Source organism: Helicobacter sp. MIT 05-5293 (assembly GCF_000765665.2).
GTDB lineage: Bacteria > Campylobacterota > Campylobacteria > Campylobacterales > Helicobacteraceae > Helicobacter_C.
In genome coordinates this window covers 142,060-166,446 of sequence record NZ_JROZ02000003.1, presented here as the reverse complement: position 1 = coordinate 166,446, position 24,387 = coordinate 142,060, and the positions used below count along the sequence as shown (strand labels likewise).

Annotated in this window: 22 protein-coding genes and 4 tRNA genes; 6 read left to right on the top strand and 20 right to left on the bottom strand. The window is 37.9% G+C overall.

All coding sequences use genetic code 11. The features are described from left to right. Nucleotides 1-2: 2 nt before the first annotated feature. The 3 genes from nhaA (LS68_RS07180) to LS68_RS07170 form a co-directional block, all read right to left on the bottom strand. Nucleotides 3-1,346: a sodium/proton antiporter NhaA gene (gene nhaA / locus LS68_RS07180; RefSeq protein ID WP_138091285.1), complete on the bottom strand. Its 1,344-nt coding sequence runs from the start codon at nt 1,344-1,346 to the stop codon at nt 3-5. A gap of 25 nt (nt 1,347-1,371) precedes the next feature. Further along, nucleotides 1,372-2,898: a Na+/H+ antiporter NhaA gene (gene nhaA / locus LS68_RS07175; protein ID WP_347232425.1), complete on the bottom strand. Its 1,527-nt coding sequence runs from the start codon at nt 2,896-2,898 to the stop codon at nt 1,372-1,374. Between the two features lie 107 nt (nt 2,899-3,005). Further along, on the bottom strand, nt 3,006-5,822 hold the full coding sequence (locus tag LS68_RS07170; RefSeq protein ID WP_138091283.1) for a RecB-like helicase: 2,817 nt from the start codon (nt 5,820-5,822) through the stop codon (nt 3,006-3,008). A gap of 153 nt (nt 5,823-5,975) precedes the next feature. Here LS68_RS07170 and LS68_RS07165 point away from each other — a divergent pair, with 153 nt between their 5' ends. Genes LS68_RS07165 through LS68_RS07150 form a run of 4 tightly spaced genes read left to right on the top strand, consistent with a single transcriptional unit; the run spans nt 5,976 to nt 9,410 of the window. Next, nucleotides 5,976-6,875, top strand: coding sequence for a DnaJ family protein (locus LS68_RS07165; RefSeq protein ID WP_034369855.1), 900 nt, complete (start codon nt 5,976-5,978; stop codon nt 6,873-6,875). A gap of 19 nt (nt 6,876-6,894) precedes the next feature. Continuing rightward, the gene (locus tag LS68_RS07160; protein ID WP_034369856.1) at nt 6,895-7,260 is read left to right on the top strand and encodes a helix-turn-helix transcriptional regulator; all 366 of its coding nucleotides are present in this window, start codon (nt 6,895-6,897) and stop codon (nt 7,258-7,260) included. A gap of 12 nt (nt 7,261-7,272) precedes the next feature. After that, nucleotides 7,273-8,511: a replication-associated recombination protein A gene (locus LS68_RS07155; RefSeq protein WP_138091332.1), complete on the top strand. Its 1,239-nt coding sequence runs from the start codon at nt 7,273-7,275 to the stop codon at nt 8,509-8,511. Continuing rightward, the gene (locus LS68_RS07150) at nt 8,508-9,410 is read left to right on the top strand and encodes a hypothetical protein (RefSeq protein ID WP_034369860.1); all 903 of its coding nucleotides are present in this window, start codon (nt 8,508-8,510) and stop codon (nt 9,408-9,410) included. Before LS68_RS07155 ends, LS68_RS07150 begins: the two co-directional genes overlap by 4 nt. Here LS68_RS07150 and LS68_RS07145 read toward each other — a convergent pair. Genes LS68_RS07145 through gyrA form a run of 3 tightly spaced genes read right to left on the bottom strand, consistent with a single transcriptional unit; the run spans nt 9,407 to nt 13,679 of the window. Continuing rightward, complete coding sequence (locus LS68_RS07145) at nt 9,407-10,729, bottom strand: sigma-54 dependent transcriptional regulator (protein WP_034369862.1); 1,323 nt, start codon at nt 10,727-10,729, stop codon at nt 9,407-9,409. The genes LS68_RS07150 and LS68_RS07145 overlap by 4 nt on opposite strands. Continuing rightward, nucleotides 10,726-11,202, bottom strand: coding sequence for a hypothetical protein (locus LS68_RS07140; protein WP_034369864.1), 477 nt, complete (start codon nt 11,200-11,202; stop codon nt 10,726-10,728). Before LS68_RS07140 ends, LS68_RS07145 begins: the two co-directional genes overlap by 4 nt. Beyond that, on the bottom strand, nt 11,202-13,679 hold the full coding sequence (gyrA, locus tag LS68_RS07135; protein ID WP_034369866.1) for a DNA gyrase subunit A: 2,478 nt from the start codon (nt 13,677-13,679) through the stop codon (nt 11,202-11,204). Before gyrA ends, LS68_RS07140 begins: the two co-directional genes overlap by 1 nt. A gap of 140 nt (nt 13,680-13,819) precedes the next feature. Here gyrA and LS68_RS07130 point away from each other — a divergent pair, with 140 nt between their 5' ends. Next, entirely contained in the window at nt 13,820-14,425 is a 606-nt protein-coding gene (locus tag LS68_RS07130; RefSeq protein WP_034369868.1) for a LysE family translocator, read from the top strand. 30 nt (nt 14,426-14,455) lie between these two features. Here LS68_RS07130 and LS68_RS07125 read toward each other — a convergent pair. From LS68_RS07125 to LS68_RS07060, 14 genes are all read right to left on the bottom strand, one after another. Next, a tRNA-Arg gene (locus LS68_RS07125) sits at nt 14,456-14,532 on the bottom strand. 7 nt (nt 14,533-14,539) lie between these two features. Next, nucleotides 14,540-14,616: transfer RNA gene (locus LS68_RS07120), tRNA-Arg, on the bottom strand. A 22-nt stretch (nt 14,617-14,638) separates the two neighbouring features. After that, nucleotides 14,639-14,715 (bottom strand) — tRNA-His (locus LS68_RS07115). A 30-nt stretch (nt 14,716-14,745) separates the two neighbouring features. Continuing rightward, nucleotides 14,746-14,823 (bottom strand) — tRNA-Pro (locus tag LS68_RS07110). 89 nt (nt 14,824-14,912) lie between these two features. Next, nucleotides 14,913-17,090 (bottom strand): ferrous iron transport protein B, encoded by a 2,178-nt coding sequence (gene feoB / locus LS68_RS07105; protein WP_034371601.1) that lies wholly within the window; start codon nt 17,088-17,090, stop codon nt 14,913-14,915. Nucleotides 17,091-17,181: 91 nt separating this feature from the next. Beyond that, a complete protein-coding gene (locus LS68_RS07100) occupies nt 17,182-18,429 on the bottom strand; it encodes an Opr family porin (RefSeq protein WP_034371598.1) in 1,248 nt (415 codons plus the stop codon). A gap of 10 nt (nt 18,430-18,439) precedes the next feature. Continuing rightward, nucleotides 18,440-19,267: a pantoate--beta-alanine ligase gene (gene panC / locus LS68_RS07095; protein ID WP_034371594.1), complete on the bottom strand. Its 828-nt coding sequence runs from the start codon at nt 19,265-19,267 to the stop codon at nt 18,440-18,442. Nucleotides 19,268-19,388: 121 nt separating this feature from the next. After that, on the bottom strand, nt 19,389-19,931 hold the full coding sequence (locus tag LS68_RS07090) for a toxin-antitoxin system YwqK family antitoxin (protein WP_052100354.1): 543 nt from the start codon (nt 19,929-19,931) through the stop codon (nt 19,389-19,391). Between the two features lie 26 nt (nt 19,932-19,957). Further along, complete coding sequence (locus LS68_RS07085; protein WP_052100353.1) at nt 19,958-20,371, bottom strand: hypothetical protein; 414 nt, start codon at nt 20,369-20,371, stop codon at nt 19,958-19,960. Between the two features lie 88 nt (nt 20,372-20,459). Further along, nucleotides 20,460-21,158 (bottom strand): orotidine-5'-phosphate decarboxylase, encoded by a 699-nt coding sequence (pyrF, locus tag LS68_RS07080; RefSeq protein WP_034371592.1) that lies wholly within the window; start codon nt 21,156-21,158, stop codon nt 20,460-20,462. Next, complete coding sequence (gene nusB, locus LS68_RS07075; protein WP_034371589.1) at nt 21,158-21,571, bottom strand: transcription antitermination factor NusB; 414 nt, start codon at nt 21,569-21,571, stop codon at nt 21,158-21,160. Before nusB ends, pyrF begins: the two co-directional genes overlap by 1 nt. Beyond that, on the bottom strand, nt 21,572-22,042 hold the full coding sequence (gene ribH, locus LS68_RS07070) for a 6,7-dimethyl-8-ribityllumazine synthase (protein ID WP_138091281.1): 471 nt from the start codon (nt 22,040-22,042) through the stop codon (nt 21,572-21,574). It abuts the gene before it with no gap. Nucleotides 22,043-22,051: 9 nt separating this feature from the next. After that, the gene (kdsA, locus tag LS68_RS07065) at nt 22,052-22,852 is read right to left on the bottom strand and encodes a 3-deoxy-8-phosphooctulonate synthase (RefSeq protein ID WP_138091330.1); all 801 of its coding nucleotides are present in this window, start codon (nt 22,850-22,852) and stop codon (nt 22,052-22,054) included. Further along, entirely contained in the window at nt 22,852-23,508 is a 657-nt protein-coding gene (locus LS68_RS07060) for a carbonic anhydrase (protein ID WP_034371580.1), read from the bottom strand. Before LS68_RS07060 ends, kdsA begins: the two co-directional genes overlap by 1 nt. 110 nt (nt 23,509-23,618) lie before the next feature. Here LS68_RS07060 and LS68_RS07055 point away from each other — a divergent pair, with 110 nt between their 5' ends. Beyond that, entirely contained in the window at nt 23,619-24,335 is a 717-nt protein-coding gene (locus tag LS68_RS07055) for a DedA family protein (protein ID WP_052100352.1), read from the top strand. The last annotated feature ends 52 nt before the right edge of the window (nt 24,336-24,387 follow it).

Genomic DNA, 24,387 nt, shown 5'->3' with positions numbered 1-24,387 from the left:
AGTTAAGATTTGGCTTTTGAATGCGTTTTGATTTTGTCATAAATGATCAAATAAACCGAACCTAGAATCCCTGCAATACTTGATGAAAGTAAAATTGCTATTTTAGAAACATCCATAGCTTGTGCTTCGTCAAAAGCAAGGTTGGAAACAAACATTGACATTGTAAAGCCAATCCCAGCGAGCATTCCTGCACCCAAAATATGACTCCACGAAACACCTGCAGGTCTTGAAGCGATACGAAATTTTTCGCACAAAAATGTCAAACCCAAGATTCCAATAGGCTTACCAACCACAAGTCCTAGTATAATACCTAACATAATATGATCAATATGGAAATTAATCTCTCCGCGTATATCCACACCTGCATTAGCAAACGCAAACAAAGGCATAATAAGAAACGCGCACAGAGGTTGCAATGCGTGTTCAAGTCGCAAAAGAGGATTTTGCACTTTGATGAAATCTTGCCCGATAGAATCAATCGCATTCACCTGCTCGGTATCAAGCAAGATATTTTTACGCTCTTTGTCCTTATTTGCAAACACTTCTACCATACGATTTACAAGCGGGATAAATTCACTCGTCTCAATCTTTGGCTTGACAGGGATACAAAATGCCAAAAGCACTGCTGCAATCGTGGCATGTACTCCACCATGATGCACACAAAACCACAAAAAGACTCCTATAATCAGATAAACACCCAAATGACGCACACCCAAACGATTGATAAAAGCTAAAAGGGCGACAATCACCCCTGCGGCGATCAAATAATCCACATGCAATCCCTCCGCAGAAGGATAGAAAACCGCAATTACGACAATTGCCCCTAAGTCATCAGCCACCGCGAGAGTTACAAGAAAAACCTTTAAAGCTAAAGGGACGCGTTTGCCAAGCAACAAAATCACACCTAAAGCAAATGCAATATCAGTCGCCATTGGAATCCCAAAACCATGATAAGAAGGTGTGCCCATATTAAGCACATAATAAATCACGCCCGGGGCGATCATTCCACCCAATGCGCCAATCACTGGAAAGGCTGCTTTTTGGAATCCTGACAAATCACCAAAAAGCACTTCGCGTTTGATCTCAAGCCCTACCATGAGAAAGAAAAGTGCCATTAAAACATCATTGATCCAATCATGCAATGTGAATCCATAAAATGTGCCATCAAAACTAAAACCAAAAGGTTTTTCCCAAAAGGTTTTATACAATTCAGACAAGGGGGAATTTGCAACGATCATCGCACACACAGCGCAAAAAAACAAAAAAATACCACTAAAACTTTCTGCCTTAATAAAATCATTTAAAGTTTGTGAAATCCTTTTAGAATAAGGTTTTTTCTCGCCCATTACATCTCCTTAAATTTTTATCACATCAAATCGCATCAGTAGCAGATTCTTTAAGTTTTTGTATCTCTTCATCTTCGGATACACTAGCCACTTCGTTAGTCGTTTTCATCGTGCTAAAATACATGGCTAAAATCCCCAATACTACTGCAATGCTTGAAGCAATGAGAATGGCAATTTTTGATAAATCAATGCTCATTATATCATTTTCATAAGCAAGATTTGCTACAAACATTGACATTGTAAAGCCAATCCCTGAAATAACGCCGACAGAAAAAACATGCGAATAATTCAAACCTTTAGGGCGTGTAGAGAGTTTTAACTTTTCACCAATAAATGAGAAAAGCAAGATTCCAATCGGTTTGCCCACAACCAGCCCAAGCACTGTTCCAAGCACAACGCTATTAAGGCTTAAATCAAGATTCTCACCAATATGCACACCTGCATTAGCAAATGCAAACAAAGGGACAAAGAAATACGAACACAATGGTTGCAAGACAATTGTCAAATGAATAAGTGGATTCTTAGCATAGTGCGAATATACACCAATCGCGTCAAGCATATGCACTAATTCTGATGTCTTGGCAATATCAATCTTTTTTTCAATATTTTCCGAAGAAGCCATAAAATTCTTGATATTTCTGATACAAGATTGAAAAAAAGTTGCTTTTTCTTCTTCAAAAGTATGTAACACATCAGAATAATTGTTGGTTGCAACCTTGATTTTATCAAATTCTTTCACCATACCTAAGAAATATTTTTTCGCCACTCTCGTTCGACCCGGTATTGCCATTGCCAAAATAACAGCTGCAATAGTTACATGAATCCCACTATGATGGACACAAACCCACAACAACGCGCCGACTAAAAAATACAAAGAGAGATATTTATTATCGCGATAATTCAAATAAATCAAAATGCTCACAAAAAATAATGAAGCATAAATCCACTCCATTTGAATATTTTCAGAATAAAAAACCGCAATCACGACAATTGCCCCTAAGTCATCAGCCACTGCAAGAGTCGTAAGAAAAATTTTCAGAATCTTAGGCACACGATCACCCAAAATCAAAATCACACCTAACGCAAAAGCTGTATCTGTGCTCATCGCCACACCAAAACCATGCTCATAAGGAGTGCCCATATTAAAATACAAATAAATCAAGACAGGACAAATGATCCCGCCTATTGCTGCAAAAACCGAAAAACTTACTTTTTTGAATCCTGCAAGCTCTCCATAGAGCATTTCCCGTTTCATTTCAAGCCCAACAAGCAAAAAGAAAAACGACATCAAAACATCATTAATAAAATCTTTAAAACTGATTTTTAATATTTTATCGCCCCAAAATCCCCCAAATTCAGTCTGAAACAATGAAAAATACGCCTCGCTATAAGACGAATTAGCGATAATCATCGCCGCAAAAACACTTACTCCGAGTAAAATCCCCCCAAAAGATTCGTGCGTGATAAAGCGGTTTTGCCCCTCTTGAAGCCTTTCTTTAACATAAGCGTGTCGATTGGAATGGGATAAATTTCTCTTTTCTGCCATTTTCATTGTATCAAGATTCCTTCAAATTGCGCTATGCTGCCTAAAAATAGACTTAAGTCTTATTGAGACTTTATATTATCTTATTTTAATAAACTTTAAGGAAACTTTGATATTTAAAACATAAAAATTTCATAAAATGAACGCTGATAAAGAGGATAGACAACATAACCTCTACATTTTACATCAGCCTTTGGATTCCCTTTATCTAAAGAAGATAAAAATTGCATATAGCCTTGCACTTGTGTTTGATGATTTTCATGCCCTTGAAGGCTACTTTTGTAATCTAATACAATCCGTTCTTTATCATTATATAAAAGCGTATCCATACGATACAACTTATCTTGATGGATAAAACTCACCTCACACAGAATCTCCTTATCACGGCTGATTTGCTTAAATTCTTCACTTTGCAAACACGCGTTAGCTTTGGATAAAGCATCACTAAGCGCGGAAGAATTGCAATAGAATCCGTATCGATTAAGAAGTCTTGTGTGAACATCATCATCTGACATATTGTAGGCAAGCTTCATTTCAAAGACACTATGCAAAGCTTCGCCAAACTTAATATTATTCCATTGGGCAGCATTTAATATGCTTGTAGTCTCTTGTTCATTCCTAATAAATTCACTTTGCTTCCCATGATAGGACATTTCTACAACCTGTGGCATAGAGTGAGATTCTAATTCAATCATAGAATCTTTTGAAATCGGCGTTATCACCCCTTGCAATGTCGGCTTTAATGACAATCTCTCATAAGCACTTTTCTCATTTTTTTGCAAAACGATTAACCCCTCTTTTGCTCGTGTAAAGGCGACATAAAGCACATTCAGTTCTTCTTGTTGTTTGCGCTTTTTTTCCTCTTCAAATACATTTTTATATTCTTCATCAAAGTCTTCACGCCCTTGCATCTTGTAATAAATTTGATGCAAAGAAACCTCTTGATATTTGTAGAGAAATTTTTGTCTATCACTTTGTGAGCCCGAGAAACGATCGACAAGAATCACATAAGAAAACTCTAGTCCTTTGGATTTGTGAATCGTCATTATTTTCACCCCACGATTGCTTTGTGCAGGAGCAGAACACATCATCACGGGTAAAGATTCTAAAAACTCATCAATCGATAAAAAATCACAACTTAGCTCTAAAAATTTTAAAGACACATTATTTGCGATATTAAATTCCTCAATAAGCGTGAGAAGTAGCTCTGAAGGTTTGCGTGTTGCTTTTAAAGTATAAAGAGCTGATTGGGGTGAAAAATCATCGTTATATGCCTTCCCCAAAAGCTTCAAGAGATTCTTAAGATAAAACGCACTATCCCTGTTTTGAATAAACAAAAGAGCGTTTAACAGAATCTTTACTTCTTGTTTGCTAAAAAGCGAGGAGCTCATTTCGGTAGCAAGCTGGATAGAAGGATTCTTTGTGTTGATAAACTCTTTCAAGAGCTGAATATCATCGTTTTTAAATACCAAAATCGCAATATCATCTTCACTAACGCCAGATTCTAAAAGTGTATTAAGCTCCTCATACACAGCGGCTTCTAACGGATATTCACCGCAATTTTGCACTTTCACATATCCTTCTGAAGAGGCAGATTCTTTAGGATATTTGCTTGGGACAAATCCCTCATAGCAAGGTGCAAAAGTCGTGTTATTAAAAGCAATCACAAGCGGGCTTGAGCGATAATTATAAATCAAATGCGATTTTTGCAAACGCTTTGAAGCCTCCTCAAACACACTTGCAAAACTCCCACGAAACATATAAATACTCTGTTTTTCATCACCCACTACAAACAAACTTCGCTCACTCAATCGCCCATTACCTGCGCAAATCTCGTCCATTAAAGGCTTAAGAATCTGATACTGCATCACACTTGTATCTTGAAACTCGTCCAAAAGAATATGTGTGATCTTATCATCAAGTCGAAAATAAAAAAAATCCCTGTCTATTTGATGATACAAAAGCTCATAGCTTTTCAATGTTACATCATCAAATGTCAATAAATTTGCTTTGCGCAAATAAAAATCTCGTGTGTTTTTATAAATCTGCACATACGATTGCAGCCATTGCAAAACTTCAGATTCTTTACTGATAAAATAATCTTTCAAAAGATTTAGAATCTCTTGACGCACATTATCCATTGGTGATAAATCAATTTTTTTTAGCCAAGTGTGTTCTTGCCATTCTAAGAGAAATCTAGGTGATTTCATAATCTCTGCAAGAGAAGTTTTTTGAAAATGTTTAACCACTCTTGGTGTAGCGTTCGGAACACTTCGAATCCAAGATGCCATAACTTGCATTTTTTGAATAATTTCTTGGGCAATATCATGACTTGATGCAAGAAAAACATTTTGCTGTGATTTATCAATCTCTTCATAAGCCTTATCCAAATTCATAAGCATGGTCAAAAATTGATTCAAACTGATATTGTGGCTAAAACAAAAACGAGCTATTTGTTGCGATGATTGTTGATTAAGCTGTGATAAAAATTCATCATTGATTTCATTTATTGGTGCATTTCCAACTTCAAATCGATACGACACACCCGCATACCAACAAAATTTCTTTAACACAGAATGAAAAAACGCATCAATAGTCATAATACGCGGTTTGCTTTGGGCAAATTCTTCATAAATATTCGACATATGATCCTCAATGTCTTGATGTGTAAGCCCTTCTTTGATAAGTTCTTGATAAATGATTGTTTGCGCATAGTCGCCATTTTTGAGAGAATCTTTAAGAATCTTAAGATGCTGGTGGATTCTGTGATACATTTCATCAGAAGCCTTTTTGGTAAAAGTAAGCGTGAGAATCTGATGAGGATTTGCCCCACAAAAAAGCAAATACACAAAACGTAATGATAGGGCAAAAGTCTTGCCACTCCCTGCCGATGCTTTTAAAGCTAAAAACTGCTCCACAACCTTTGCCTTTATTGATAAAAATATTTAGAATCTAATCATAAGATTAAAACTCTTAAAACTCACATAAAATCATAAAGTTGATTGCACTTTGCTAAACTTTTATGATACAATAACACTAAAAATAATCTATCTAAAAATATCTGAAACAATATTTAAGGAGCAACAATGTCAAAAAGTCTTTATGACACATTAGAGATTAACGAAAATGCCTCAAGTGAAGAGATTAAAAAGGCTTATCGCAAGCTGGCACGCAAATACCACCCTGATATTAATAAAGAACCCGGAGCAGAAGAAAAATTTAAAGAAATCAATGCTGCTTACGAAGTGCTAAATGATGAAAATAAAAAAGCTCAATACGATCGCTTTGGTGATGCAATGTTTGGCGGACAAAATTTCCACGATTTCTCACGCGCTCAAGGCAACAATGTCAATCTTGATGATATTTTATCTTCAATCTTCGGACATCAAGGGGGGTTTAGTGCAGGAGGCAATAGTTTCCGATTTAACGGAACGGGTTTTGGATTCGATAATTCTAGCTTTGGTAATTTCGGACGCCATGAAGCAGTCAATCTTGATGTGCAAGATCAGATTCAAATTCCCTTTGAAAGTGCTGCTTTAGGGGGAAGTTATCATTATAACGGACAAAGCGGTGAGTTTGATATTAAAATACCTGTGGGTATTAAAAATGGTGAAACAATCCGTTTGCGAGGCAAGGGTGCTTCTCAAGGAGGACGAGTGGGTGATCTTCTTCTTAAGGTCAATGTCTTAGAATCTGCCACATATCAAAGTGATGGTGATGATTTAAGCAAAGCCTTTGACATTCCTCTTAAAACCGCACTTTTTGGTGGAAAAGTCAAAGTTCAAACACTTTATAAAGAAGTAACACTCACTATTCCGCCTAATACCAAAAACAATCAAAAGTTTCGTATCAAAGCGCAAGGTATCAAGAATCGCAAAACAAATATCATGGGGGATTTGTATCTCAAAGCTAATATTATTATTCCCCATACAGACACCTTATCACAAGAGCTGAAAACGATGCTCCAAACCCAACTGCCCGAATAAAATTATTAGGAGGTATCCCATGTATAGTTATGATGAACCCGTTTATCTTATCAGCGTAGTCGCAAAAATCTTAGAGATTCACCCTCAAACTTTGCGTCAATATGAAAAAGAGGGGCTTATCCAACCCGGACGCACAGATGGCAAAATGCGTCTGTATTCTCAACGCGATATTGACAAAATTAAAACAATATTGCGTTTAACGCGTGATATGGGTGTGAATCTTGCAGGTGTAGATATTATTTTGCGCCTCAAAGAACGGCTTGATGAGCTTGATAAAATGACAGGCGATTTGCGCGAAGATTTAGCCAAGCATAAAGGCAATAAAAATGTCCTCAAAACACAAGAAAGTTCTTATGAAATTATCCTTTTTTCAAAAAATCGTTAGGATATTGTTTTGATTAATCTCGCCCATATTTTGCGCCCCAAGTCATTTGAAGATTTTATCGCACAAGAACATATCATTGCGCCACACACACCTTTGTATCAGATGATACAAAACAATACGCTTCCTCATTGCTTCTTTTATGGTCCTCCCGGTAGTGGTAAAACTACTCTTGCCCAGCTCATTGCTAGCACCCTATCAAAACCATTTGGAATGTTTAATGCGACAACCTTTAAAATTGAAGAATTAAGAAAATTCCTCAAATCTTATCAACATTCGCTCTATCAGCCTTTGATTTTTATCGATGAAGTCCATCGTCTCAATAAAGCACAACAAGAAGTTCTCTTACCAATTATGGAAGATTATGAAGCGATTATCTTTGGCGCAAGCACCTACAATCCCTACTATACACTTACAAATGCTATACGCTCACGAAGCTTTCTTTTCGAGCTTAAACCACACAATAACGCACAATTAGAGCAGATTCTCTCTCATGCTATGCAATATATTCATCAGCATATCAACACGCATATCACGCTCACGCCACAAGCACAGGATTATTTGATTCAATCAAGTGGTGGAGATGCGCGTGCTATGCTTAATCTCCTTGATGCTGGGCTTGATTGCTTACCTCATCAAAATCAATCTTTAGAGAATCAACAAATCACTTTAGAGCATTTACAATCCTTGCGTCCAACGAGTCTTAATGATGGTTGCGGTGATGATGACATACATTATAATCTCATCAGTGCGATGATTAAATCCATACGCGGGAGTGATGTCGATGCAAGCATCTATTACCTTGCGCGTCTGATTGCAGGGGGTGAGAATCCAGAGTTTATTGCAAGACGCTTAGTGATTCTTGCAAGTGAAGATATTGGCAATGCTAATCCACACGCACTCAATCTTGCGACAAGCACGATGGTCGCAACAAGTAAAATCGGCTATCCAGAATCACGCATTATCCTTGCTCAATGCGTGATTTATCTTGCAAGCTCCCCCAAAAGCAATACTGCTTATGAAGCAATCAATCAAGCCCTAGAAGCGATTCAAAAAGGTGAGATTCTGCCTATTGTGCCTCATATCCTACCACATTCTAAAGATTATCTTTATCCGCACCAATTCGGCGGTTGGGTTGATCAGCCTTATTTACACAAAGATTTAAAATTTGTTCAAGCCACGCAAAAAGGATTTGAAAAAACACTCAATGAATGGCTCGATAAAATCAAACACCAAAATACCAAAGATCAATGAATAGATTCTGTCTTTTTTTAAGCATGATAATCTGTGTGTATGCTTTAGGCACAGATATTGACATTAATCCCGATCGGCGCAATTGGCATATTGAGCTTAAGCGCATTGCTGCTAATCTTAGCTCAACCTCTATACGCAACCAAGAATATTATACGAGCTTTTCAGACAGCCGTATTACAGGTGATTCTCAATTAATGATTCAGGGGTTTTTTGACTTAGGGATTGACTTTTATGCACCGCGATATGTCGTGTTTAACTCTATTAATGCCGATTATGGACGCACTATTATCTATCCCAAAGGCGAGGCAAAAATCGACAACCGCACTATTGATCGCATTGTCCTCTCTTCTGACTACACACACAGAATCTGGTATATTCCTCGCTTTATAGGGGGCTTTGAAATTGGTCCTTTTGTCAAACTCAACTATCAAACAGAATTTGACCCTCCGGTAGGATACGACAGACGACAAATCGTGCGGGGTAATGGTGGGATAAAATTCTTTGATGGATTGTATCTCAAGGATTTGCATTTAAATATTTTTGGCGAAAAAGATTTTGCCCTTACCACAGCTTCAGAAAGTCTCGGTTGGGAAGGCGGAATCAAAATCGAATATACATTAAGCAAATATTCTAAAATCTACTACTACACAAACTTTAGACACTATATTCATAATTCTGCCCCTGCTTCCTATAACCCACTTTATCAACTCGAAGTAGAATTACGCGTAGATTCTAAATTTTACAAAAAAACTGCGCTCGCGCCTTTTATCAAATACTATGCCCTACAAGGACGAGATATTAAACAAACAGGAAGTAGTCTTTTAATCGGATTCTCTTTTTCTTTCGGTTACACTTTTATCGATGCGACAAAAAAACCATTCTCTCCTAGCTCTGATTAAAGCCCATAACGAGCGATTTTGTGTTTTAAGACTTCAAGATTCATACCCAATATATCACTTGCTTTTTGAATATCATTGTGAGATTCTAAGAGTGTTTGAGCAATAAGCTCCTTTTCTAAATGTGCGATTTTATCATTTTGCTGTGTTGGGGAGCTTAACCCAAATGCTTGAGCGCGACTTTTAAGAAACAAATCTTTGACGCCTATTATATCTCCCTCACTCAAGATTCCCGCACGCTCTACGACCGAAAGCAATTCTCTCACATTACCGGGCCATTCGTATTCAAGCAATGCTTTTTGAGAATCCTCATCAAAATATTTCGATGTCAAGCCATATTGCACACATACATTCTCTAGTTTCCATTGAGCAATGGGCAGAATCTCCTCTTGACGCTCCTTGAGTGGGGGGATAGGGATAGGGATAGTCTGCAAACGGAAAAATAAATCCTCACGAAATTCATTTTTTGCAATCTTTGCTTGAATGTCTGCATTTGTCGCGGAAATAAAACGCACATCAATTTTAATAGGCTTTGAGCTCCCTAATCTTGTAAGACTTTTTTCCTGCAAGACTCTCAAAAGTTTTGCTTGTAGCCCAAGTGGCATTTCGCCGATTTCATCTAAAAACACACTCCCACCATTGGCATCTTCTAAAATACCCGGTTTCGCGCTTGTAGCGTCTGTAAAAGCTCCTTTTTCGTATCCAAAAAGTTCAGATTCTAATAAATGCTCCGGAATTGCTGCCATATTAATAGCAATAAAGGGAGCGTTATGACGATGAGAGTTTTGATGAATAAAATGCGCAAATACATCTTTCCCTACGCCACTTTGCCCCAAAAGCAAGACATTCGCATCAGTGCTAGCAACCTTTAAAGCAATTGTTTTAGCAGATTCTAGTTGTGGAGAGGTTGAAACAAAAGTTTTACTCTCATTGTGTGCTTGAGGATTGACTTTAGGCGATTTTTGCGCAATCTGTTTGACTTTATGACTTCTCTGAATTGCCTCAATCAGTGTATCAATCTCAAAACCTTTTATCAAGAAATCCTTAACACCTAGCCGAATGGATTTGATTGCATTTTGCACCGAAGCATTTCCGGTAATCACAATCGCCTCGTAACGCCCGCCAAGCTCTTGTAAAAATGCCAATCCATCCATTTGCGGCATATTAATATCAGTAATCACCAAATCAAAACTATCATCGAGCTTTTTAAGCGCATCTTTGGGATTCTTGAAACTCATAATTTCATATTCAGGATAGTCCTCAAAAGCAGTTTCTAAAGACTTACGATAATTGATGTCATCTTCAACAATTGCTATCTTCAAGCTTTCTCCTTTGATAAAATTTTAAGTATTACACTTTTGTCCAATAACACTGCACGAGCTCGTGTAGGCACTATTTCTAAACTCACGCGAGAAGTTAGAACATTATCTTTACCATTTGCAGATTCTCGTATATTGACTTCATTGCTATAAAGACAATCCAAAACCTTCTCCTTTTCTTGACGCAAAATATACACAATAAAATACGGCATATCGTCCATAATCTCATAATCACTGACATCAATCTCACATTCTTTGGCAACACGATAGCCATTGCGTGAATCACCCTGATAGTTCATCACATGGGAGACACGATAACGTTCTTTTTGCGCTAAATGATTCTGACTGACAATCTTATAAGAAATCAAAACCTCCACTTCCAATCCGTCCAAAGTATCATTATAAGGTATTTCATCTAAGATACTATGAGCGTTTAGTATGACCCAAAAAAAACAGATTGAAAGGAAGATTCGCATTAAATCAACTCACCAGATTCACCCTCAATGATGTCTTCATCTTTTGGTTCTTTGGGGCAAACATTCGCATAAGCCACTTTATCATTGCCAACATTCACGATTTTAACACCACTCGTATTGCGTCCTGCTTCACGGATTGCTTCAGTATCAACGCGTATCATTTTACCCGAACTTGTGAGCACCATTAAATCCATATTTTCATCATTGATATTCACAACGCTCACGAGCTTACCTGTTCTTGCAGTAAGCTTCATTACAATCACACCCTTACCTCCACGAGACTGCAAACGATACTCTCCTGCTAATGTTTGCTTCCCGATGCCTTGTTCGCTCACGGTTAAGAGTTTATCAGTATCACTTGTAATCGTAGTCGCACCAATCACATAATCTTGATTTGCTTTAAATCTGATACCTGTTACCCCACGGCTTGCACGTCCAATCTCACGCAATCCTTCGAGTCCAAAGCGAATACACATACCCTGATAAGTCGCTATGAATAATTCTTTAACATTAGAATCTATAATATTTGCAGTTACAAGTTCATCATTTTCATCAAGATTAATAGCGCGGATTCCCACACTTCTAATATTGCTGTATTCTTTAAGGTTTGTGCGTTTCACAACACCATTTTTTGTGAAAAATACAAGTGATTTGTCTTCATTGAAGTCTGTCGTGGTGATAGTCGCCATGATTTTTTCATCTGCTTGAATATTAATGAGATTGACCACCGCTTTACCGATAGCAGTCCTTCCCGCTTCGGGAATCTTATATACTTTCAACCAATAAAGTTGCCCTTTATTTGTAACAAACATAATCGTATCATGCGTATTAGCCACGAAAAAAGATTCTATAAAGTCATCATCATGCGTATTACCGCTTACCTTACCCTTACCCCCTCGATTTTGCTTCTCATAAGTTTTAAGTAATACCCGTTTAACATAACCTCGATGACTCATAGTAACGACTACTTTTTCATTAGGAATCAAATCCTCAACATCAATCGCATCATAATCCTCTTCGATTTGTGTGCGTCTTTTTGTGCTAAATTTTTCTTTTACTTCAAGGAGTTCTTCATTGATGATTGTTCTTAGTTTTTCTTCACTTTTGAGGATTGATTCTAATTCGGCGATTTTAATTTGGAGCTGGGTATATTCTTCAGTGATTTTATCACGCTCAAGCCCTGTCAAACGTTGTAAGCGCATTTCCAAAATCGCTTTAGCTTGCAGTTCGCTTAAACGGAATGTATCCATAAGAGCAAATTTTGCTTCTTCAGTATCTTTCGATGCACGAATCATACGAATAATCTCATCAATATGATCAAGCGCGATAATTAATCCCTCTAAAATATGCGCTCTCGCTTTGGCTTTCTCAAGATCAAAAATCGTCTTGCGGATAATCACGGTTTTGCGATGCCCTACAAAAATTTGCAAGAGTTCCAATAGGTTAAAAATTTTAGGCTCTTTATTATTGATAGCAAGAAGAATAATACCAAATGTGCTTTCCATTGCGGTAGATTTGAAAAGATTATTAAGCACAATTTCGCTCATCGCATCTTTTTTAAGCTCAATAACAACCCTTATGCCGTCTTTATCGCTTTCATCACGCACTTCAGAAATACCATCGACAACTTTTTCTTTAGCAAGCTCGGAAATTTGCTCGACAAGCTTTGCTTTATTTACTTGATAAGGCACTTCATCAATCACAATCACATCTTTTGTCTTCGTCTTTTCAATATGCACTTTTGCACGCACACGAATACGCCCTCTACCAGTGCGATAAGCTTCTAAAATACCTGCCTTACCATAAATAATCCCACCTGTAGGAAAATCAGGTCCTTGCACAATGTCTAATAATGGCTCTACACTTTGAGGATTATTTTTATTGACATAAATCAGCGCATCAATGACCTCATCAATACGATGAGGCGGTATAGAAGTCGCCATACCCACAGCAATACCACTTGAACCGTTCACAAGAAGGTTGGGAAAACGCGTGGGCAATACATCAGGTTCTTTTAATGTATCATCATAATTGGGTAAAAAATCCACCGTGCCCTTGTCAATATCATGAAGCAACTCTTCTGCTGCCTCCGTCATCTTGGCCTCTGTATAACGCATAGCGGCTGCACTATCACCATCAATAGAACCAAAGTTTCCTTGCCCATTGACAAGTTTTAGACGCATTGAAAAGTCTTGCGCCATTCTTACAAGCGCATCATAAACTGCTGTATCTCCATGAGGGTGATATTTACCGATTACATCTCCAACAATTCTTGCACTTTTTTTGTATGATGCTTTAGAAGTTACTCCTAGCTCACTCATTGCATATAAGATTCTCCGATGCACAGGTTTTAGTCCATCTTTAGCATCAGGCAAAGCTCGCCCTACAATGACACTCATTGAATAATCTAAATAACTATTTTTTATCGAATCATCAATTTTTATATCTACACTATTATATTCTATCAAGCTGTCCATTATTACTCCATTTATGTATTTTAGTCTGATTCTTAGCTTAAATTCTATCCCAAATTCTCTAAAAATCGGCTTACTCAAGCCAAAAAGTATTGTATAATCACCGCAAATTATAAGCATTTCAAACATAAAAAAGGATTTTTATGCACGAATTGATATTATTAAGCCTTGTAGCCTTTTTTGCTGCCATTACGCCGGGTCCCGATTCTATCCTTGTCCTTCGCTCAACGCTCATTTTTGGGACAAAGCAAGGCTTTCAAGTTTTATTTGGTATTGCCACAGGGTGGTTACTTTATTTTGCACTTATTTATGCTGGATTAAGCTATATTCTAAACATTCCTTTTATACAACTTTTTTTAAGTTTTATAGGTGGATTGTATTTGCTTTATCTTGCTTACAATCTCCTTATACTCCCTCCTTCAAACAATGAAATAGAATTTCACAATGCCCAAAAAGATGGCTATTTGCGAGGGCTTATTGTAAATCTCTCCAATCCTAAGGCGATTATTTTTTTTATTTTCTTGCTCACACCATTTTTAACCTTCCAACATGGAATCTTTTGGAGCTTTATTGTCTTATGGTGCTCACTTTTTATCGCTTTTTGTTTTATCATTATGATCGGATCAATAGCACGAAAATATATCTGTGCAAAATACTTTTATTATATTGACAAAATTTGTGGAGGACTTTTTGGAATCTTTGCATGGTGGCTTTTATTTGAAGCAGGCAAAACTATAGGAATGATTTAAACTAAAACTTCTACGACTAAGGAAAAAAGGTGGTACGCCCAAGAGGATTCGAACCTCTGACCTACGGCTTAGAAGGCCGTTGCTCTATCCAGCTGAGCTATGAGCGCAAATGAGTGGTACGCCCGAAGGGAGTCGAACCCCTAACCCCCAGATCCGAAGTCTGGTGCTCTATCCAATTGAGCTACGAACGCATTAATCACAGAGAGAAATTTATGGGGTGGGAGATGGGGCTCGAACCCACGACCCTCAGAGCCACAACCTGATGCTCTAACCAACTGAGCTACACCCACCATAATTTAATATTTAATGAAGTTTCTTAATGGTCGGGGCGAAAGGATTCGAACCTTCGACCCCTTGGTCCCAAACCAAGTGCGCTAACCAGACTGCGCTACGCCCCGCCGAATACGCCATATAACCATAAGGGCGTTATTATAATATAACCTCTCTTTTTTGTCAAGTAAAACCCATTACAATAATCTTTAATTTACTATACAATCAGACTTGTGATTTTGTAGCCTAAAAAGGCAAATACATAAGACACGATGCTTGTAAAAAGAAAGAGATAGAGGATATATCGTTTCCCTCCAGCTTCTTTGCCAAAAACAATACTTGCAGCAAAACAAGGATTATAAAACATAATAAACAAAATAAATGCAATCGCTGTTGGCACACTCACACTTTGAGCCAAAACCTCCCGTAAAGGCAAATCATTATCCTCATCAATATCATCACCCAAAGCATACAAAACACCCATTGCCGAAATAATCGTTTCTTTAGCAAGCAAACCATTCAACAAAGAAACTGAAAATTTCCAATCAAAATCCATAGGTGCAAAAATAGGCTGGATAAATGTCCCAATGCGCCCCAAATAGCTTTGCTCAACGCGTTGTGATTGGAACAATCGATTCTCTTGGAGAATCTGCTCTTCGAGGGTATCAATCTCCTCTTGATTCTTGCTCTCACTGATTTGAGATTCTAATACCTCCACAGACTGAAGATACGCCTCCTCTAATGCCTCATTTTTGGGGAATTGTGTCCCTATCCAAATCACCACAGAAGCGATTAAAATAAATGTCCCTGCTTTTTTAATATAGCTCGTAGCCTTTTGCCACACGCTAAAAGTGATGAGATTCAAGCTAGGAAAACGATATTTGGGCATCTCCATCACAAAAGGCTCATCATCTCCCTTAAATGCAGTAAGTTTCAGAATCTTTGCCATACATAGCCCTACTAACGCACCAAAAATATAAATCATATATAAAATATTACCCGCTGATTCTGGTGTAAAAAATGCTCCGATAAAAAGCGTATATACCGGTAATCTTGCACCACAGCTCATAAAGTTAATGATAAAAAGTGTGAGCATTCTGTCATTGCGATTTTTAAGCATTCTTGTGCTCATATATGCCGGCACAGAGCAACCAAAACCGGTTACAAGCGGGATAAAACTTTTACCATGCAAACCAAATTTATGAAAGAATCCATCAAGCAAGAAAGCCACACGAGACATATACCCTGTGCCCTCTAAAAGCACAATCCCAAAAAAAAGTATCAAAATATGAGGCAAGAAACTTAGCACAGCTCCAACACCAGCGATAATCCCTCCTGAAAGCAATGAGGCAAGAAAATCATTGGGGATTATCTCCTCAACCCATTCGCCAAACATATCCATACCCTCTTCGATCCATACCTTAGGAAACTCACCTAAATAAAAGGTAATCTGGAAAAGCAACCACATCAAAAAAAGAAAAATAGGTATGCCTAGATATTTATTAAGCAAGACAGAATCTATTTTTTGTGTTTTATTTTTGTGTTTAGGAGCTTTAATTGTCATCGATTCTAAAGCCGCTCCTTTGGCAAAGCCTAAGGCATCATTCAAAAAAATATCTTTCATATTTTTATCATGACTTTGACGATAAATATTTTCAATTGATTTTTGCACTTGCGCACTTAGCTCACCCCAACAGCCCTTATCATGAAGAGCTTGAGCAATAGTATTATCTTGCATCAAAAGCCTTAGCGCAACATCACGCAAAGAAAAAAACATCACACTATGAGTGCGCATCAAAGATTCAATTTCATCAAAATGCTTCTGTGCTAAAAAATTCTGAATCTTATCAATCTCATCTTCTAAGAAACTTGCATACACGCGTTTAGAGGGTTTCAATGGCTGCAGACTAACTTCAATCAACTTATCCAAAAGCAATGAGAGATTTTCACCGCTAAAAGCCGACACATTCACGCATTCTACGCCAAGTATCCCCCCTAAACATTTTGTATCAATACTGATACCTTCTTTTTTTGCCTCATCACTCATATTAAGAGCTAAGCACATCTTTGAGTGAATCTCCAAAAGCTGTGTTGTCAAAAACAAACAACGTTCTAAATTTGTAGAATCTGAAATATTCAAAATCACATCATATTTTTCATTTTCCAAAAATGACTTTGTGATACGCTCTTCAAATGAATATTCGTTCAATGAGTAAGTGCCGGGCAAATCGATAAATTTTAATTCATAACCCTTGTGGATAATCGTCGCTTCTGATTTTTCTACCGTTACGCCTGTAAAATTTCCTACCTTAATGTGCGTCCCACAGATTTTATTCATCAAAGAACTTTTTCCGACATTGGGTTGCCCAACAAGAACAATCGTGATAGATTCCATTCAATATCCTTGATATATCTCATAAAGACAACATTTTAGCCATTTGCATTAATGAAGTCAATAAAATTAGTATTTATTCTTATTTTAAAGGTTAAAATGCGAGTTTCAATCCGAGATTAATATTTGTCATATGAGGATAATACCGCTGCGACCCGCCGTGTGTATTAAGCACATTGAGCAAAGCACTCAAATGCTCGGTAAAGCCAAAATCTAGCAGAAGATTCACTTCATTGACGCGATCATACCCACCTTGTGTGCCAGATGAATTTTGTTGCGGACAAAATCTCGTGCTGCCATACACAATAGCAAAATTCACTCTATCCATATCAAACATCACTTTTCCATACCATAGATTCGCATCAGCACCTTGCATCAAAGCCCTTCCACCCCACATAAAAAACGGACTGACATTATTGCCCAAAGTATTTAAAGACCCCCAGCCAATATTCGCTCCTGTGCCGACATATCCCACACTTGCTTCCGCCATTTGCTTGACACCGACAAAAGCTTTGAAGTCAAAATTATAGCCATTGCCATTTTTGCCATTCAAGATTCCATGATACTGCTCAAAACTCGTTGCGAAATGCCCACTCGCTCCAAGATAAGATTTTGAAGTGTTGTAACGCAAGGAGACTTTTCCCCCCACAGCACAAAAAACTTCAGGATTAGCAATGCCATAAACTTTGAAGTTTAGCCATTCACCCACATAATATTTAAAACTTGCATTACTTAAGCCTAAGACATTATAAGGATTGACCTCATAGAATCCTGTCATTTTGTTGTATTGCACATAGCCATTATTTTTGACCCAAAAAACTTCAATCAACGCATTAGGCAAAGAGCGATTGCGTAGCCACACGCCATCAATGAGCCTATCTGCCCATTCAGAATCTGCAAAAACGCGTCCGACCTTGATACTCGTATTGCCATCGAAATATTCTATATAGGACTGCCCCAGCATCGTGCGATCATTCATATAAAAATCCTTTGAAGCATCGCCTTTGCCGTATCGGTTTGGATTATTTGATAAAGGTTCAGCAGACCATTGGGAATAGCGATCATTTTCATACAAAACGCCTGTCGCACGAAAACTCACCGCCACACGGAGATATTTCCAAAATGCCGAATGATAAGCCAATCCTACACTGCCTACCAAATACCCGGCATCACTCGTTTCGTCCTTTTTGTGATTGTCTGATTTTGCTCCCATTGTCCAATTACCATAAAAAGTAATATCACCACTAGAAACACCATTTTTCAGCGCATCATCAATACTATCATATCCCCACATTCCGCTTATTAAAAGCATACAAATCAATACATTTTTAAGTTTTTTCATAACTCTCACTTTATATCCATAGATTATCAATCAAACGCGTTTTGCCCACTTTCGCCGCAATAAGAAAAATACTTTTCCCTTGCTCAATATGCGTGATATACTCCAGCTGATGATTACGAAAAGTTGCATAAAACAGCATCAGCCCATCATATGAAAGCTCTTTAAAAGCTAAAGATTCTAATTGCGATACTTGTGTGATACCTTGCGCAATATATGTGCGCACTCTCTGTATCGTTTGAGGGATACGCAAGGCAATTTCTCTCTCTTTAGGGCTAAGATAAATATTGCGTGAGCTAAATGCCAAGCCATCATCATCACGCACAATCGGACAAGGCACAATAACTATCGGTAAAAATAAATCGCTTATCATTTTTTGAAGGATTAATACTTGCTGTGCGTCCTTTTGTCCAAAATACGCACGATGTGGTTGTATCAAAGAAAAAAGCTTTAGGACTACTTGCAGCACACCCGCAAAATGTGTAGGACGATCAAAACCCTCCAAAACATAGCCCATTTTTTTAGGGGGATTGAGCGTGATTTCATCTCCGCAATACATTTCTTCTACACTAGGGATAAATACCGCATCTACACCGCTTTGTTCACATAATGTAATGTCTTTTTCCAAGTCGCGCGGATAGGCATCAAAATCTTCATTTGCGCCAAATTGCGTGGGATTGACAAAAATCGAGACAATCGTATGCGCATTATCTTGTATGGATTGTTTGATTAAACTTTGATGCCCTTTGTGCAATGCGCCCATTGTCGGCACAAACCCCACACTTTGGGTGAGGCATAAGCGATACTCTCTCATCTCTTTAATCGTTGAAATTACTTTCACAATCTACTCCTTGCACTTTCTGTCTCTAGCAACTTTTTATCATCAAATTATAGAGTCGATACATTAAGAAATCAAGGGATTTTAAACAATAAGCGCAAAAGTTTTTATAAAACTTTTTATATTACTTGCAAATATAAGACGCGCTTTCAGAATCACCTACCTCGTATAATTCTTCTTTGCTTAATTCCTTGCCGTTACCACATTTTCCGTTGATAGGCTCATCATCTTCATAATAAGCCTCTAAAAGCAGATTCTGATTCTCATCATAGAATCTACTGAAACCATTGAACTTATCATCTTTTAAAAGTGATTCGCTCTCAATATTGCCATTTTCATAATATTCTCTTGCTACACCTTCTGCCTTGCCATCTTTAAATGGCATATCCCATTTCAGACTTCCACTTTCGTAATACCCTTTTAGCAAGCCATTTAATTTATCATCTTTATATGGCGTTTCAATAAAAAGTTTTCCACTGTCATAATAAGTTTTAGCTATACCATTTGCCTTACCATTTTTAAATGGTGTTTCAATCCAAACAAGATTATCATGATAATACCTCACTGCACAGCCATTTAATTTATCATTTTCATCTTTACACTCTCTTAGATTCTCTACATTAGGAAAGCTCAATGCCAAAGTTGCCGCTAACAATAATGTTGCCACTAATCAATCCTCCTTTTATTTTGCTCCTACTGAATGTGCTTGCAAATATCGAGTGCTTCAACAAAGCTAACACTTGCTCTGTATAATTCCTCCTCATTGAGTTTCTTGCCATTACCACATTTTCCGCTGATAAGCTCACCATCTTTGAAATTAACCTCTACCAGCACTTGATTTTCATTATACAATCTAGCTATGCCATTTACTAAAGTCTCTTTGAAAGGCATTTCGCTCAAAAGCTCTCCATTTGCGCCATATGCCTTTACTAAACCATTGAGTTTGCCATTTTGATATGGCATTTCACCCATCAAAGTCCCATCTTCGTCATAAACTTTACTCACACACCCACTGATTCTATCATCATCGCTTTCGCATACCTTTGGATTCTCGGCACAAGATACGACAAACATCAACAAACATACTATAAAGAATATTTTTATCATTGAAATCTCCTCGCCATTCTTTAATGCTTTGATTGGAGTAGTCGTTTTTGTCCTCGCTAAACATTGATTTTAGAATTTTATTGATACTTTATATCAAAGAAAGGATTTGTCTGACTACTTGTAAAGGATTTTCTGCTTTGTAAATGGGGCGTCCAATGACTATAAAATCACTCTGTGCAAGTTTAGCATCTTGCAAAGTCGCTACGCGTTTTTGATCATTCGCTGATTCGCCGAAAGGGCGGATACCCGGTGTAATCGTTAAAAATCTCTTATCAGTAGCCCTTTTTATTGCCAAACTCTCACTCACAGAACACACCACGCCATCAATCCCTGCATTATAGGCAAGTTTGGCGAGGTGAATCGTATGAGAAAACACATTAGCATTATAAATCTCTGCAAATCCCTCATTATCAAAGCTTGTGAGCGCACTCACACCAATGACTAGCGGAAAATCATTGTGCTTAGCTTTAAGCATTGCGATAGCCTTCATCGCCTCAAACCCACAACTTGTATGGATTGTGAGCATATCCACACCGATTGCATAGCATTCATTCAGCGCATCAAGCATCGTATTAGGAATATCATAGATTTTCAAATCAAGGAAGATTCTGTAATCTCCCATTTTTTTAATCGCTTCAAGCCCCTTGACACCATCACGGATAAAGCTTCTTAGTCCGATTTTAAGCCAAATCTTGGATTTTTGAGAATCTTCTAAGGCTTGAAGCGTCTCTAAAAGGGTGAGATTCTGTCTTTGTGAGGGATTATCAAGCGCGATGCAAAGTTCCATCACACAGCCTTACTTTTTGTCTTGTGCAAACTATCAAGGACGCCATTAATAAGCTTTGGCGCATTGTCTTCTCCACCATAGATTTTTCCTAGCTCTACTGCTTCATTAATCACCACAGGTGCATCGGTATCAGTATAAAGAATCTCATACGCACCAAGCCTTAGCATTGCTCTCTCCATACCTCCTAGCCTTGAAAATTCCCATTCTTTAAGGTGAGGTTGGATTCTAGAATCAAGCACCGCTAAATGCTCAATCACACCTTTCAAAAGCCCCATAGCAAAAGTCTGCTGATGATTTTTGATTTTCCTTTCTTTGAGCATATCCGGAGCTAATTCGATAATATCATTATTGCCTAAGTCATAGGCATAAAGCATACCTACAACAGCTTCTCTTGCTTGTGTGCGTGTCGCCATTTATACCCCGATATTTCGGTAAAGATTGATAAGCTCAATCAAGCCAGACATCGCCTCAAAACCTTTGTTTCCTGCTTTTGTCCCTGCTCGCTCAATGGCTTGTTCAATATTGTCCGTTGTCAAAACGCCAAAAGTAACAGGCTCGCCATATTTAAGCGTAACATTAGCAATCCCCTTTGTCGCTTCAGCAGACACATAGTCAAAATGCGGAGTAGAGCCTCGTATCACCGCTCCAAGACAGCAGATTCCGTCATATTCGCTTTGTGAGAGAATCTTTTGTAAGGTAAAAGGTATTTCATAAGCACCCGGCACTAAATACAAATCCAATAATTCATCTTTGCCGCCATGTCTTAAAAAAGAATCTTTTGCGCCTTCTACAAGTCTGTCAGTGATCAGATGATTAAAACGTGATGCGATAATCGCAATTTTTTCATTGCCTAAAAGTTGGAGTTTCCCCTCAATAATATTCATTGTATCTCCTTAAGATTGGGTTAGATTCTCAATTTCTAAAAGTTTATAGACTAAATCTAAAAGCTGCTGTGTTTGCACCATATTAGGTCCATCACTCAATGCCTTTTGTGGCTCAAGATGTGTTTCCATAAAGAATCCATCGACACCTACTGCCGCAGCCGCTTTTGCTAAATAAGGCACGAAAGAGCTATCACCGCCACTTTTGCCTCCTGCAGCTCCGGGCATTTGCACACTATGTGTCGCATCAAAAATCACCGGTGCAAAGGCGCGCATTATCACAAGTGAGCGCATATCGACCACGAGATTCCCATAGCCAAAAGTGCTTCCGCGCTCTGTCAGCCACACGCCATATTTTTGCGCTTCTTCATAAGTCGCTTGTGTGCCTCCACGCGTTTTAATCGCCTTTAAGACGCTATGTTTCATATCTGCAGGATTCATAAACTGCCCTTTTTTGATATTGACGATTTTGTCTGTCTTTGCTACTTCTACAATCAAATCCGTTTGTCGGCACAAAAACGCAGGGATTTGAATCACATCTGCTACTTTTGCAATATGAGGAGCTTGATAACTTTCATGAATATCTGTGATAATCTTATAGCCAAAATCTTTCTTAATACGCCCGAGAATCTCTAAGCCTTTCTCTAAACCCGGTCCGCGATAGCTCTCAAGACTCGTGCGATTAGCCTTATCAAAGCTTGCCTTGAAATAAAAATCAATTTTTGGGTGATTGGCTAAAGGCTGTAAAGTCTCGGCTATCGCGCAAAGTGTTTCGTATTCTTCAATCACACAAGGTCCGCTCATTAAGATCATCATTTCTCCTTTGATTTAATCGTATTAATGGGGCGGAACTCTCTTTTTATCATATTATAATTAAGAATCTCACCCGTTTCAATGATGTAATACCACCCATAAACATTAAGCTCTCCCCTATCGAATCGCTCCTCCACAAAAGGATAAGTCATCAGATTCTCTAATTGATGTTCAATATTCATTTGCTCCATAAGCCAAGTGCGTTTAGCTTTAGAATTAGGCTTCAGCGCATCGACTTTTTGCTTGACAGGTTCTAAAAGCTCTATCCATTTCTTGACATAAGGAGCATTATTAAGCTTTTCTGGAGGTTCATAAATCGCAGAACAAGCCCCGCAATCACTATGCCCACAAATAATAACATTTTGAATATCTAAGATGCTGATAGCATACTCAATGCCCGAAGTTGTCGCTAAATATCCTCCGCGTATCCCTTTGTCTTTGCCAAGATAAGGCGGCACGATATTGCCCATATTACGTATGACAAACAAATCTCCGGGCAAGGTATTTGTAATCAGATTCGGCACTACACGAGAATCTGTGCAAGTAATCAAAAGCGTGTGAGGATCTTGATGTTTTTTAAGACTTTCGTAAAGCTCTTTATGCTCATTATAATCTTCTTCTCGGAACTTAATTGCTCCCTCAAATAATTCTCTCATAGCTTATTCCATTAGTTTTAATATCGTCATTTAAAAAAGATATGGCATTATATCAAACTTAAAAACAATATTTCACTATATCACTACAAAATATTTAGAGGCAGGAAGTTATGGGCGAAATTTTAGGCGCGATTATTAATTTTATTGTTGAAAGTGTAGGGAATCTCGGCTATATAGGGATTTTCATAATGATGTTTTTAGAATCTAGCTTTTTTCCTTTTCCCTCCGAAGTCGTGATGATACCTGCTGGTTATTTAGTCTATAATGGCGAAATGAATGCTATTCTTGCTGTGCTTTGTGGGATTGGTGGTTCTCTTGTAGGGGCACTTTTTAACTATTACCTTGCCTTAAAATTCGGGAGAGAATTTCTTATTGCTTATGGTAAATATTTTTTCTTCACAGAAAAAACGATGCAAAAAATGGAAGATTTTTTTGCGAAATACGGACATATCAGCACCTTTATCGGGCGACTTATCACGGTAGTGAGACAATATATCTCTTTGCCCGCAGGTTTAGCACGAATGAATCTTGCCAAATTCTGTTTTTACACCTCTTTAGGAGCAGGGATTTGGGTCATTATTTTAACATTCATTGGCTACTATATTGGTGTCGTGTTTGGGAATGGATTCTCACTTGAAATGATTTTGCATACTTTTACCTCACACGATCTTTCGCCTCAAGAGATGGCACTTCGGGGCTATGTCCAAACAGCTGGGCTTATTGCCTTGGGGATTGTCGTTTTGGTGTTGTGCTTGTATATTTTTTATAAACGATACAAAAAATACACACACGCAAAAAAATCACAGCCTAAAAATAGTGAGGTGTAAAAAATAAATATCGCTACACCAAAGATTTAACAAGACATTTTATAATCACATT

Excerpts from the sequence above, each read along its gene's own strand:
- nhaA (WP_138091285.1), bottom strand. The coding sequence starts at position 1,346 with ATGGGCGAGAAAAAACCTTATTCTAAAAGGATTTCACAAACTTTAAAT.
- nhaA (WP_347232425.1), bottom strand. The coding sequence starts at position 2,898 with ATGAAAATGGCAGAAAAGAGAAATTTATCCCATTCCAATCGACACGCT.
- LS68_RS07165 (WP_034369855.1), top strand. The coding sequence starts at position 5,976 with ATGTCAAAAAGTCTTTATGACACATTAGAGATTAACGAAAATGCCTCA.
- LS68_RS07160 (WP_034369856.1), top strand. The coding sequence starts at position 6,895 with ATGTATAGTTATGATGAACCCGTTTATCTTATCAGCGTAGTCGCAAAA.
- LS68_RS07150 (WP_034369860.1), top strand. The coding sequence starts at position 8,508 with ATGAATAGATTCTGTCTTTTTTTAAGCATGATAATCTGTGTGTATGCT.
- LS68_RS07140 (WP_034369864.1), bottom strand. The coding sequence starts at position 11,202 with ATGCGAATCTTCCTTTCAATCTGTTTTTTTTGGGTCATACTAAACGCT.
- gyrA (WP_034369866.1), bottom strand. The coding sequence starts at position 13,679 with ATGGACAGCTTGATAGAATATAATAGTGTAGATATAAAAATTGATGAT.
- LS68_RS07130 (WP_034369868.1), top strand. The coding sequence starts at position 13,820 with ATGCACGAATTGATATTATTAAGCCTTGTAGCCTTTTTTGCTGCCATT.
- feoB (WP_034371601.1), bottom strand. The coding sequence starts at position 17,090 with ATGGAATCTATCACGATTGTTCTTGTTGGGCAACCCAATGTCGGAAAA.
- LS68_RS07100 (WP_034371598.1), bottom strand. The coding sequence starts at position 18,429 with ATGAAAAAACTTAAAAATGTATTGATTTGTATGCTTTTAATAAGCGGA.
- LS68_RS07085 (WP_052100353.1), bottom strand. The coding sequence starts at position 20,371 with ATGATAAAAATATTCTTTATAGTATGTTTGTTGATGTTTGTCGTATCT.
- pyrF (WP_034371592.1), bottom strand. The coding sequence starts at position 21,158 with ATGGAACTTTGCATCGCGCTTGATAATCCCTCACAAAGACAGAATCTC.
- nusB (WP_034371589.1), bottom strand. The coding sequence starts at position 21,571 with ATGGCGACACGCACACAAGCAAGAGAAGCTGTTGTAGGTATGCTTTAT.
- ribH (WP_138091281.1), bottom strand. The coding sequence starts at position 22,042 with ATGAATATTATTGAGGGGAAACTCCAACTTTTAGGCAATGAAAAAATT.
- kdsA (WP_138091330.1), bottom strand. The coding sequence starts at position 22,852 with ATGATCTTAATGAGCGGACCTTGTGTGATTGAAGAATACGAAACACTT.
- LS68_RS07060 (WP_034371580.1), bottom strand. The coding sequence starts at position 23,508 with ATGAGAGAATTATTTGAGGGAGCAATTAAGTTCCGAGAAGAAGATTAT.
- LS68_RS07055 (WP_052100352.1), top strand. The coding sequence starts at position 23,619 with ATGGGCGAAATTTTAGGCGCGATTATTAATTTTATTGTTGAAAGTGTA.